Source organism: Enterobacter cloacae complex sp. HYC033_NIDB (assembly GCF_056673335.1).
Genome location: NZ_CP115123.1, coordinates 1,133,394 through 1,144,616, shown reverse-complemented (window position 1 = coordinate 1,144,616; position 11,223 = coordinate 1,133,394). Strand labels below are relative to the sequence as shown.

11 protein-coding genes are annotated in these 11,223 nt (G+C 56.9%); 4 read left to right on the top strand and 7 right to left on the bottom strand.

All coding sequences use genetic code 11. From position 1 onward, the window contains the following. Nucleotides 1-34 precede the first annotated feature (34 nt). Nucleotides 35-349, top strand: coding sequence for a DUF485 domain-containing protein (locus O1721_RS05415; protein WP_017382635.1), 315 nt, complete (start codon nucleotides 35-37; stop codon nucleotides 347-349). Next, nucleotides 346-1,995: a cation/acetate symporter ActP gene (actP, locus tag O1721_RS05410; protein ID WP_017382634.1), complete on the top strand. Its 1,650-nt coding sequence runs from the start codon at nucleotides 346-348 to the stop codon at nucleotides 1,993-1,995. Before O1721_RS05415 ends, actP begins: the two co-directional genes overlap by 4 nt. Before the next feature lie 33 nt (nucleotides 1,996-2,028). Here actP and O1721_RS05405 read toward each other — a convergent pair whose 3' ends face one another. Together O1721_RS05405 and O1721_RS05400 are read right to left on the bottom strand one after the other, a co-directional pair. After that, nucleotides 2,029-2,718 (bottom strand): LrgB family protein, encoded by a 690-nt coding sequence (locus O1721_RS05405; RefSeq protein ID WP_015570195.1) that lies wholly within the window; start codon nucleotides 2,716-2,718, stop codon nucleotides 2,029-2,031. Further along, the gene (locus O1721_RS05400; protein WP_023302931.1) at nucleotides 2,711-3,121 is read right to left on the bottom strand and encodes a CidA/LrgA family protein; all 411 of its coding nucleotides are present in this window, start codon (nucleotides 3,119-3,121) and stop codon (nucleotides 2,711-2,713) included. The genes O1721_RS05405 and O1721_RS05400 overlap by 8 nt, the downstream gene beginning before the upstream one ends. A 102-nt stretch (nucleotides 3,122-3,223) precedes the next feature. Here O1721_RS05400 and O1721_RS05395 point away from each other — a divergent pair, with 102 nt between their 5' ends. After that, complete coding sequence (locus tag O1721_RS05395; RefSeq protein ID WP_032103692.1) at nucleotides 3,224-4,138, top strand: LysR family transcriptional regulator; 915 nt, start codon at nucleotides 3,224-3,226, stop codon at nucleotides 4,136-4,138. 36 nt (nucleotides 4,139-4,174) lie between these two features. On the opposite strand, the gene O1721_RS05390 is transcribed toward O1721_RS05395, so the two are convergent. The 4 genes from O1721_RS05390 to soxR form a co-directional block, all read right to left on the bottom strand. Further along, entirely contained in the window at nucleotides 4,175-5,821 is a 1,647-nt protein-coding gene (locus tag O1721_RS05390) for a Na+/H+ antiporter (protein ID WP_003860270.1), read from the bottom strand. Nucleotides 5,822-5,973: 152 nt separating this feature from the next. Beyond that, nucleotides 5,974-7,323, bottom strand: a complete 1,350-nt coding sequence (ghxP, locus tag O1721_RS05385) for a guanine/hypoxanthine transporter GhxP (RefSeq protein WP_006810466.1) — start codon at nucleotides 7,321-7,323, stop codon at nucleotides 5,974-5,976. Between the two features lie 297 nt (nucleotides 7,324-7,620). Next, nucleotides 7,621-8,292, bottom strand: a complete 672-nt coding sequence (locus O1721_RS05380; protein WP_032103690.1) for a glutathione S-transferase family protein — start codon at nucleotides 8,290-8,292, stop codon at nucleotides 7,621-7,623. Nucleotides 8,293-8,648: 356 nt separating this feature from the next. Continuing rightward, on the bottom strand, nucleotides 8,649-9,107 hold the full coding sequence (gene soxR / locus O1721_RS05375) for a redox-sensitive transcriptional activator SoxR (RefSeq protein WP_003860275.1): 459 nt from the start codon (nucleotides 9,105-9,107) through the stop codon (nucleotides 8,649-8,651). A 98-nt stretch (nucleotides 9,108-9,205) separates the two neighbouring features. Here soxR and soxS point away from each other — a divergent pair, with 98 nt between their 5' ends. After that, nucleotides 9,206-9,532 (top strand): superoxide response transcriptional regulator SoxS, encoded by a 327-nt coding sequence (soxS, locus tag O1721_RS05370; RefSeq protein ID WP_003860277.1) that lies wholly within the window; start codon nucleotides 9,206-9,208, stop codon nucleotides 9,530-9,532. Nucleotides 9,533-9,538: 6 nt separating this feature from the next. Here soxS and O1721_RS05365 read toward each other — a convergent pair whose 3' ends face one another. Then, complete coding sequence (locus tag O1721_RS05365) at nucleotides 9,539-11,104, bottom strand: EAL domain-containing protein (RefSeq protein ID WP_032103689.1); 1,566 nt, start codon at nucleotides 11,102-11,104, stop codon at nucleotides 9,539-9,541. Nucleotides 11,105-11,223: the final 119 nt, after the last annotated feature.

Sequence of the window (11,223 nt, the reverse complement as noted above, 5' to 3'; positions counted from 1 at the left end):
AAAACAAACCAACCTTACTTCTGGAGACTCTGTGATGAATAACGATATTTGTCAGCAGATAGAGAATAGTGCGCACTACAGGGAGCTCGTCGAAAAACGGCAACGGTTTGCCTTCATCCTTTCCATCATCATGCTGATTATCTACGTCGGCTTTATTCTGCTGATCGCCTTTGCGCCGCACTGGCTGGGCACCCCGCTGCATGAGGGTACCAGCGTCACGCGCGGTATTCCGATTGGGATTGGCGTGATCATCATTTCGTTTGTGCTCACGGGTGTGTACGTCTGGCGTGCGAACGGTGAATTCGATCGTCTTAACAGAGAAGTTCTGCGCGAGGTAAAAGCATCATGAAGCGAGTCCTGACGGCGCTAGCCGCCACACTTCCCTTTGCTGCCCATGCAGCAGATGCCCTTACCGGCGAGGTTCAGCGCCAGCCAACCAACTGGCAGGCGATTATCATGTTCCTGATTTTCGTGGTGCTGACGCTGTACATCACCTACTGGGCGTCGAAACGCGTACGCTCCCGTAACGATTACTACACCGCGGGCGGCAATATTACCGGCTTCCAGAACGGGCTGGCGATCGCGGGGGACTTTATGTCCGCCGCCTCGTTCCTTGGGATCTCCGCGCTGGTGTATACCTCAGGGTATGACGGCCTGATCTACTCCCTCGGGTTCCTGGTGGGCTGGCCAATCATTCTGTTCCTGATTGCCGAGCGCCTGCGTAACCTGGGGCGCTATACCTTTGCTGACGTCGCCTCCTATCGCCTGAAGCAGGGGCCGATTCGTACCCTCTCCGCCTGCGGTTCGCTGGTGGTGGTGGCACTCTATCTGATCGCCCAGATGGTCGGCGCGGGCAAACTGATCGAGCTGCTGTTCGGCCTGAACTACCACGTCGCGGTGGTGCTGGTCGGCGTGCTGATGGTGATGTACGTCCTGTTCGGCGGCATGCTGGCCACCACCTGGGTACAGATCATCAAAGCGGTACTGCTGCTGTTCGGCGCCAGCTTTATGGCCTTTATGGTGATGAAGCACGTCGGGTTCAGCTTCAATAATCTGTTTACCGAAGCGATGGCGGTCCACCCGAAAGGGGAAGCGATCATGAGTCCGGGCGGGCTGGTGAAAGATCCGATATCCGCGCTCTCGCTCGGTCTCGGCCTGATGTTCGGTACCGCTGGCCTGCCGCATATCCTGATGCGTTTCTTCACGGTGTCAGATGCGCGTGAAGCGCGTAAAAGCGTGTTCTACGCCACCGGGTTTATGGGCTACTTCTACATTCTGACCTTTATCATCGGCTTCGGCGCAATCATGCTGGTGGGGGCAAACCCGGCGTTTAAAGACGCGGCGGGCGCGCTTATCGGCGGTAACAACATGGCGGCGGTGCATCTGGCCGACGCGGTGGGCGGCAACCTGTTCCTCGGCTTTATCTCTGCCGTGGCCTTTGCCACCATCCTCGCGGTGGTTGCAGGGCTGACGCTGGCCGGTGCGTCTGCGGTATCGCATGACCTCTACGCCAACGTCTTTCGCAAAGGCGCAAGCGAGCGCGATGAGCTGAAAGTCTCCAAAATCACCGTGCTGGTGCTGGGCGTCGTCGCCATCCTGCTGGGGATTTTGTTCGAGAAACAGAACATCGCCTTTATGGTCGGGCTGGCCTTCTCGATTGCGGCAAGCTGTAACTTCCCGATCATTCTGCTCTCCATGTACTGGTCAAAACTGACCACCCGTGGGGCGATGATCGGCGGCTGGCTGGGCCTGCTGACGGCGGTGATTCTGATGATCCTCGGCCCGACCATCTGGGTGCAGATCCTCGGTCACGAAAGCGCTATCTTCCCGTATGAATACCCGGCGCTGTTCTCCATTGCCGTGGCGTTTATCGGGATCTGGATTTTCTCTGCCACCGATAATTCACCGGAGGGTAACCTGGAGCGTGAAAAATTCCGCGCCCAGTTTATCCGCTCGCAAACCGGCCTGGGCGTTGAGCAGGGCCGCGCGCACTAAGCCTTTTCTCCCCGGTCGCTCTGGCCGGGGAGCTTAAAACATCACCCACGCCACCAGCGGCGCAATCAGCACCATCGTGACGCCCGAAAGCATCATCACCAGGCTCGCGACCACGCCCTCCTGCTGTCCCAGCTCATACGAACGTGCCGTCCCCGCCCCGTGCGACGCCGCGCCAAACCCCGCGCCTTTCGCCATCCCTTCGCGAATGGAAAGCCGCAGAAACAGCACATCCCCTACTGCCATGCCGAAGACGCCCGTCACCACCACAAACAGCGCCACCAGATCCGGCTGGCCACCGAGCGGTTTGGCGGCTGCCAGCGCAAACGGCGTGGTCACCGAACGCACCGCCAGGCTGCGCTGGATTTCATCCGACAGGGTAAACAACCGCGCCAGCCAGACCGAACTGCACACCGCCACCACCGTCGCGGTGACGACACCCGCGCTGAGCGACATCCAGTGGCGTCTGATAATGGCGAGGTTGTCATAAACGGGTACGGCGAAGGCGATGGTCGCCGGGCCGAGCAGCCACAGCAGCCAGTGGGATTCGCCAATGTAGTTCTGCCAGGAGATATGGCCGAAGACCAGCATCAGCACCAGCAGGATCGGCGTAAAGACCAGCGGCATCAGCGGCAGCGCGCGAAAGCGGCGATACAGGCGCTTGTTGGCAAAGTAGATGACGACTGTCGCAATCAGGCACAGCACGCTTATCTGAAAGTTAGTCATGCTTCTGCCTGCTGATTTCAAAGCGATACACTTTATCCACCACCCAGGCGGTGGCGCCCAGCACCATCATCGTGCTCAGGGCGATAACCGCAAAGATGCGCCAGCCGTCGACCATCAGCAACTGGGCATAATTCACCACCGCCACCACAGCCGGCACAAAGAACAACAGCATCTCCGCCAGCAGCCAGCGTGCGCCGGCCCGCACCCAGCTAAGGGGCAACGCGCGACAGAGGATCAGCGTCAGCATCAGCACCATCCCCACCAGGTTGGCGGGTAAAGGCAGATGCAGCCAGTCGACAAGATATTCCGCGAAAACAAACAGTCCCGCGTAGAGCAGTACCTGAACCGGTACCTGGAGTCGTTGCACAACGGCAGGCGTAACACGGCTTAACGCCACGGCCATGGGGGTTTTCCTCAGAAATGAGACGAGGCGCCAGTATAGTGAGCGTACGGTATCGACTGAAATGAATTAAAATCATCGAAGGTATAGTTTCGAGGAATAATCATGGACATAAGAACGCTGCGCTATTTTGTCGAGGTGGTTCGCCAGCAAAGTTTTACCCGCGCAGCGGAGAAGTTATTCGTAACCCAGCCGACCATCAGCAAGATGCTGAAAAATCTCGAAGATGAGCTGAACTGTACCCTGCTGATCCGCGACGGGCGCAAGCTACTGCTGACCGATACCGGACGCGTGGTGTTCGAGCGCGGGCTGGCAATTCTGGCGGAGTTCCGCCAGCTGGAGGCCGAGCTTGGGGACATCAACCATCTGACAAAAGGGCTGCTGCGGCTCGGTATTCCGCCGATGGTCGGCATGATGATGGCCGGGCCGATAAGCCTGTTTCGCCAGCGCTATCCCGGCGTTGAGCTAAAAATTTCTGAATTTGGCGGCCTGACCGTGCAGCAGGCGGTGATGAACGGTGAACTGGACGTGGCCATGACGGCCCTTCCCGTGGAGGAGGAAAGCGGCCTGGCGACGCTGCCTCTGTTCAGCCACCCGCTGTGCGTGCTGGTGCCGCGCTCCGGCGACTGGCTGAAGATTGAATCAGTAAAACCCGAGCTGCTCGGCGAACACCCGCTGCTGATTTACAACGAAGATTTTGCCTTAAGCCGCCAGCTGATGGCGCTGTTTAACCAGCACAACGTGAAGCCGCGCATTGCGGTGCGCAGCGGCCAGTGGGATTTTCTGGCGGCGATGGTACAGGCGGGCGTGGGGATTGCCATTCTGCCGCAGCCGATCTGCGAGCGGCTGGATAAAAATACGCTGCGCTGGATCCCGCTGGAGAGCGACCTGCACTGGCAGCTGGGGATGATCTGGCGTGAAGGGGTCTATCTGTCGCACAGCGCACAGGCGTGGTTGCAATGTTGTGAGGGGTTTTGGGTACCCTCTCCCACAGGGAGAGGGTACCGATCGAGCACGTAGGCCCGGTAAGCGCAGCGCCACCGGGCAATTACAGCGCTACTGATTCTCTATCAACAACGCTTCCAGCAGATCCAGATCGTGCAGCAGCTTTTGCAGCGTCTCGTTGCTGATCTGCCGCGTGGCGCGCAGGTGATACAGCTCGGCACGCTCGGAGCGCAGCGCCGCCAGGCGGAAACGGCGTTCGAGGTTCTCTTCCTGCAACGAACTTTCCACGTCGTTACGTCCGTCAGCACGGCGACGCAAATTACCGATCACGCGTGAACTGACTTCCTTCAGCAGCTGGTTATCAATGTTCTCTTCGGCATCGGCGGCCAGACGCTCCTCCATCTTCTCGATGGCGACAATCGCCACTTCCGCCGTCGCCGCACGGGCAATCCGCTCTTCTTTGTGCTGTTGCGAGGAGTCCCCTGCGTCAATATGTTGCAGCAGAATCGGCAGCATAATCACGCCGACAAACAGCGAGAAAAGGATCACGCCCGCCGCCAGGAACACCAGCTCGTAGCGCGCCGGGAAGACGTCACCCGTCGGCAGCAGCAGAGGAATGGAGAGCACACCAGCAAGGGTGATCGCCCCGCGCACGCCCGCGAAAGAGGCAATCAGCAGCTCGCGGGTGGTCCACGAGCCAAACTCCATCGGCTTTTTGGTCAGGAAGCGAACACTGAATTTCTTCATCGTCCACAGCCAGCCGAAACGCACCAGCATCAGCGCAAGGTAGATGAGCACGATATCGGTAAACAGCATCCAGACTTCAACGTTTGGATCCGCTTCGGCCGCAATCAGCGAGGATTCCATAATGCCCGGCAGTTGCAGACCCAACAGCAGGAACACCATGCCGTTAAACACAAACTCGAGCATGGCCCAGGTACTGTTCGCGCGCAGGCGCATCGCCAGCGGCGCGCGCCGCATAACGCCGGAGCGGGTGATGGTCATCCCCGCGGCTACCGCCGCCAGAATGCCCGACACGCCGATGTGTTCGGCAATCAGGTAAGAGGCGAACGGCAGCAGGAACAGCAGGACGATCTGCGTCGCCGGTTCATCACCACCCCAGCGGCTAAGGAAGCGCAGCGAGCGTCCGTACAGCCAGCTCACTACGAAGCCCGCGAGGATACCGCCAATCGCCACCTTGAAGAATTCCAGGGTCGCGCCGCCGACGGTAAAGACCATGGTGCCCATGGCAACCGCCACGGCAAACTTCAGGGCGACCAGGCCAGAGGCGTCGTTCATCAGCGCCTCGCCCTGCAAAATGCCCATGATTTTCTTTGGAATGCGCCCTTCGCCCACAATGCCGGACAGCGCCACGGCGTCGGTAGGCGACAGCACGGCGGCCAGCGCAAAGGCGGGTATGAGCGGGATCCCCGGTACGGCCCAGTAGATCAGAAAACCAATCCCGACCACGGTGACCACCACCAGCGCCAGCGCCAGGCCGAAGATCTCTCGCCCGTGCTCCAGAAATTCGCGCGTCGGCGTTTTCCAGCCATCGGCAAACAGCAGCGGCGGGATAAACAGCACGAGGAACAGTTCCGGATCGAACTCCACGTGCAGACCGAACGTCGGCCACGCCAGCAGCGCACCGATAGCTATTTGCATTAAAGGCAGGGGGACCTGGAAGGGCAGTACGCGTGTAACCACCCCGGATAATGAGACCACAAGGGTCATGATGAGTATTGTGAAGAAAATTTCCATGCGTTCCCTGTTTGCTGTGTTTCTTATATGCCAAACCTGAGGCGTCGTGCCTCTTATTCTATCCTCTCCAGAGTAACGTAAAAGGCAACAGGATGAGTCCTGAAAATAAAAACGGGCGGCCTGAGCCACCCGTTTTCGCATAAAAAGTCAATTCAGATGGCCCAGCCGCCCGCGTAGAACGCCACCAGCGCAACGGCGATGACCACGGTACCGATGTTCAGCTTACGCCACTCACCGGAGACCAGACGCCCAATCACCAGCGAGGCGAAGCCGATCATAATGCCGGTCACGATGTTACAGGTCAGCACGATGAATACCGCAGTGATCAGGCCGGACATAGCATCAACAAAATCCGCGAAGTCGATTTTCGCCACGTTGCTCAGCATCAGCAGGCCGACGTACATCAGCGCAGGTGCGGTCGCGTAAGCCGGCACCAGATAAGAGAGCGGAGAGAGGAACAGGATCAGCAGGAACAGCACGCCAACGGTGATGGCCGTCAGGCCGGTTTTACCGCCTGCCGCCGTACCCGCTGCGGACTCAATGTACACCGCCGCAGGCGCCGCACCCACCAGGCCAGAGAAAACGCTGCTCAGGGAGTCGGTGGTCAGCGCTTTGCCGCCGTCAATAATCTGTCCGTCTTTATCCAGCAGGTTAGCCTGACCGGCCACCGCGCGGATGGTGCCCGTGGCATCAAACACCGCGGTCATTACCAGCGCCAGCACGCTTGGCAGGATCACCGGGTTCAGCGCGCCCACAATATCCAGGCTGCCAATCAGGGAGTTGCCTTTGTCATCACTCAGCGACGGCATGGCGAAAATCCCGGAGAAATGAACGGTCGGGTCGAAGATCAGGCCGACGATGGACACGCCGATAATGGTCAGCAGAATGCCGCCCGGCACTTTCAGTTTTTCCAGGCCAATGATCACCGCCAGACCCACCAGCGACATGATCACCGGGAAGCTCGCGAAGTTACCCAGCGCAACCGGCAGGCCGTCCAGCGGGTTCTTGATGACCAGACCCACGCCGTTGGCAGCGATCAGCAGCAGGAACAGGCCAATACCGATGCCGGTGCCGTGCGCCACGCCCTGCGGCAGGTTGCGCAAAATCCAGCTACGAATGCCGGTTGCTGAAATTACGGTGAACAGCACGCCCATCAGGAACACGGCGCCGAGCGCTACCGGGACGCTGATATGCTGGCCCAGCACCAGGCTGAAGGCGGTAAACGCGGTCAGGGAGATGGCGCACCCGATCGCCAGCGGCAGGTTCGCCCACAGGCCCATCACAATCGAACCCACACCCGCAACCAGGCAGGTGGCAACGAAGACCGCCGCTGGCGGGAAGCCCGCTTTGCCGAGCATGCCTGGCACCACGATGACGGAGTACACCATCGCCAGAAACGTGGTCAGACCGGCAACAACTTCCTGGCGCACGGTGCTGCCGCGAGCAGAAATTTTAAACATGGCGTCAAGTGAACCGCCGGTACGCGCAGATGGCGTAGACATAGAAAACATCCCCTGAAAATTTTTATTGAAAGTCCGTAAGCGTGGTGGAGACTCCACTGCCAGCGAAACGTCAAATCCTTGTGCTGCGTTTGCGACGAAAGGGGCGTCACAAAAAAAGCAAACGTTTAGCTCCGCGCTTACAAAACGGGTGGTCAAATGTAGGCAAACGATTATCTAGCCTAATACCCGCCCTTTTCAACTGAACTTTCTCGTTTTTCGCTAAAATTGCCTCATGACGATGAAGAATTAAGCAGAGGATGCGCAAACGTTATCGTCCATGCGCAATTTCGTTACATTTCATCCCTCGCCGGGGATTGTCAGCGGGCCGCCTTTCGCAAGCGTTGTCTGCCAGCCCGGACGTGCCTCCACTCTCTGTTTCCACGCCTCTGTGTGGTCGAGATTGTCGATGCCGCCTCTCGCCAGCAGGGCGAAGAGGGGAAAACTCATCTGGATATCAGCCATGGTCAGCGTGTCGCCGGCAAACCAGCTGTTTTCGGCAAGATGATCGTTAATAAAGCGCGCATGCGTTTCCAGCTGGCGGTTGAGATACGCTTTTTGCACCCCCTGCCCCAGCGCCTTACCCAGCGTGCGCAGGCCAAACGGGACGGGTGGTTTGCCGAGGCTGTTAAACACCAGCTTCATTAACAGTAGCGGCATCAAAGACCCTTCGGCGTAATGCAGCCAGAAGCGATACTGCACTTTATGGGCGGGATCTAACGGTTTGAATCGTGACGCCGAATCGTACGTTTCCTGAAGATATTCCAGAATCGCGCCTGATTCGGCCAGCACCAGCCCGTTATCTTCCAGTACCGGGGATTTCCCCAGCGGATGCACTTTTTTGAGCGAATCAGGTGCAAGCATGGATTTTTCGCGCTGGTAGCGCACAATCTCATACGTCAGACCCAGCTCTTCCAGCGCCCAGAGGACGCGATGTGAACGAGACTGATTAAGGTGGTGGACCGTTAGCATGATGTTCTCCGGTGATTCATACTTTTTAACTATAGAAAACTGAACAACTTCACGAAAAAAATTTGGCTAAAATCTCACCGTCTCCGGTGGCAAAAACGGCGGCCGGGCATAGAATTAAAGTGTCAGTACAAACCGGAACCTCCTCCACAAGCTCGACACGAGGGGTACTGATGTCGGGGGAAACCCTCCCGTGAGCCAGCGGGATAGAGAGAAAGACAAAGACCGGAAAAAACTAAAGCGCCCTTAGTGGCGCTTTAGTTCTTTATGCTTGTTGCCGGGTGGCGGCTGCGCCTTACCCGACCTGCAAAACCGAGAGCGTAGGCCGGGTAAGCGAAGCGCCATCCGGCAAACACCTCTCAATCCTCCTCCAGCAACCGCGCCCCTGTTCCCTGCTCGCCCAGCCTGTCACCCGGGTTACGTAGCGGACAATCGCTGCGTGATAAACACCCGCAACCAATGCAGCCGTCCAGCTCATCGCGCAGGGCCACCAGCGTGTGAATACGACGATCCAGCTCTTCTCGCCACTGGGACGACAGCTGCTTCCACTCCTTCGCGCTCAGCGAGTGCCCTTCCGGCAATACGCCGAACGCGTCACCGATGGTGGCCAGAGGAATGCCGATACGTTGCGCAATTTTGATGATCGCCACGTAGCGGAGCACATCGCGGGTGTAGCGCCGTTGGTTTCCGGCGTTACGGATACTTTTTATTAACCCTTTGCTTTCATAGAAGTGGAGTGCCGACACCGCCACACCGCTTCGCTTAGCCACTTCACCGGGGGTTAACAGCGCTTTGATGCGCGGTAATCTCTTTTCCATAAAACCTCTTTACCTCAAGTTAACTTGAGGAATTATACTCCCCCGCAGAGAAAACGACGAATCAACCAGGACAGATGTCTCCACAGAGGGGTAACCTTATGTCGCATCAGCAAATTATTCAGACACTTATTGAATGGATTGATGAACATATCGACCAGCCGTTGAACATTGATGTGGTCGCTAAGAAGTCGGGCTATTCGAAATGGTATTTACAGAGAATGTTCCGCACCGTAATGCATCAAACGCTGGGTGATTACATTCGCCAGCGCAGGCTCCTGCTGGCGGCGCAGGCGTTACGCTCCACGCAGCGGCCCATTTTTGATATCGCAATGGATCTGGGCTATGTGTCGCAGCAGACCTTTTCCCGCGTCTTCCGCCGCGAGTTTGACCGTACGCCGAGCGACTACCGTCATCAGCTCAATTAATGCGTGTTAACGCAAGGGTTGCTGCTGCCAGGCCATAAATGCCTGGGGCGGCATCGCTTTCGCGAAGTGCCATCCCTGACAATACTGCACGCCACGCTTCAGCAACCAGCTCACCTGCTCCCCCGTCTCGACCCCTTCCGCAATGGTTTTCAGCCGCAGGCTTTGCGCCATCTCAATGATGTGCTCGGCAATCAGGTGGCTGGTGCTGTTGGTGGTTAAGGTATCGATAAAGGATTTGTCGATTTTCAGGATATCGACGTTCAGCGAATAGAGGTTATGCAGGTTAGAGTAGCCGGTTCCGAAATCATCAATCGCCACTTCATACCCCGCCTGGCGAAACGCCTGAATGACCGGCGTGGTTTTCGGCACGTCAATAAACCCCCGCTCCGTCACCTCAATTTTGATTTGCTGCGCGCGAACCGAGTAAAAGCGGGCTTTGTCGGAGATCAGGGCGATAAGACGCGAAGAGTGAAAATCCGACGCCGACAGGTTAATCGAGACATACAGATCGGGATGAGCGGCAAGAAAATGGCCCAGATCGCTGAACACCTCCTCCACGACGTAATCCGTAATGCGCTCAATCATCCCCTCTTTTTCTGCCAGGGGAATAAATTCCGCCGGGCTCATAACCTGACCGTTGAATCCAGGCCAGCGCAACAACGCCTCTGCCCCCACGCACTGGTTATTTTTAATATCAATAATGGGCTGATAATGGACGCACAGCTGGCGTTTATTCAGCGCCCGGTGCAGAAGTCGGCCAGGCGAATTGAATTCACGGTGTGTACGCGACCACACCAGCAGAATAATAATGCTGCAAATTATCCCCAGCGGTAGCGTCAGGGTAGCCTGATGATAAAGCGTTTTATAAAAACGGGCGCTGGAGGTTGAAACGATGGCCGCAATCGGCCGCTGCCCGGATTTCACGATCGTATAAAAACGGTCACCTTTCTGAAAAGTCGTTTCCTGATGTCGAAGCATCGAATGCAATAAAGAAATATTGGCTTTCTGGCTTACAGAAAAGAATGCATTGCTGACGGTGTCATACACCCCCCACGACAGGGAACGATCGTCTGACATCACCTCACTGTACGAAAGCGGGTTGACCACTGCGACATAATTTCCGCGCTGCATATATATCATTTTATAACCATCAAAAAATGGCGTATCGCGAAAATAATAGATAGCAACGTCGGGTTTACGTGTGTAATTGGCAGCGGGAATGGTGTAAGGATGATCCGGCGTAAAAAGGGTCGAGCAGAGAAACGCCTGGCCTTCAGCATAAATTAAATCGGCAACAAAAAGACGACCGCGGGAAACGTTCAACATATATTGACGATGCTCCGGCGTACACACTTTTCCCTGATATTTTTCCGCGTCTTCCCGGGCCAGATCAACCTGTTGAATAACCCGTTCAGTTTTGTTTAAAGCAAGTTCAGCAAACGTGCGCAGCTGGGCGCTGATTTCCGACACGGCTCTAAGCTGGGCAAACCATAGCGCAAGCATCACCGGCAGCATAACTACCATGATAATCCCGACCACTTTGAGCATGTTGCGCAGCGCGCTACGATTCATTTCCCGCTCTGTATCCCTGCATGTTGTACGCCTGTAGCAATGAAGACCGGCTGCTTTGATAAACAGGTGATTACGTTGCATGAATCATGGGAAGTTAGCAACTGACTTTTGGTATTAAA

Bases quoted from the DNA above. Each gene is read 5' to 3' on its own strand.
- actP (WP_017382634.1), top strand. From the start codon at position 346: ATGAAGCGAGTCCTGACGGCGCTAGCCGCCACACTTCCCTTTGCTGCC.
- O1721_RS05405 (WP_015570195.1), bottom strand. From the start codon at position 2,718: ATGACTAACTTTCAGATAAGCGTGCTGTGCCTGATTGCGACAGTCGTC.
- O1721_RS05365 (WP_032103689.1), bottom strand. From the start codon at position 11,104: ATGAATCGTAGCGCGCTGCGCAACATGCTCAAAGTGGTCGGGATTATC.
- soxS (WP_003860277.1), top strand. From the start codon at position 9,206: ATGTCGCATCAGCAAATTATTCAGACACTTATTGAATGGATTGATGAA.
- O1721_RS05400 (WP_023302931.1), bottom strand. From the start codon at position 3,121: ATGGCCGTGGCGTTAAGCCGTGTTACGCCTGCCGTTGTGCAACGACTC.
- O1721_RS05395 (WP_032103692.1), top strand. From the start codon at position 3,224: ATGGACATAAGAACGCTGCGCTATTTTGTCGAGGTGGTTCGCCAGCAA.
- O1721_RS05415 (WP_017382635.1), top strand. From the start codon at position 35: ATGAATAACGATATTTGTCAGCAGATAGAGAATAGTGCGCACTACAGG.
- soxR (WP_003860275.1), bottom strand. From the start codon at position 9,107: ATGGAAAAGAGATTACCGCGCATCAAAGCGCTGTTAACCCCCGGTGAA.
- O1721_RS05380 (WP_032103690.1), bottom strand. From the start codon at position 8,292: ATGCTAACGGTCCACCACCTTAATCAGTCTCGTTCACATCGCGTCCTC.
- ghxP (WP_006810466.1), bottom strand. From the start codon at position 7,323: ATGTCTACGCCATCTGCGCGTACCGGCGGTTCACTTGACGCCATGTTT.
- O1721_RS05390 (WP_003860270.1), bottom strand. From the start codon at position 5,821: ATGGAAATTTTCTTCACAATACTCATCATGACCCTTGTGGTCTCATTA.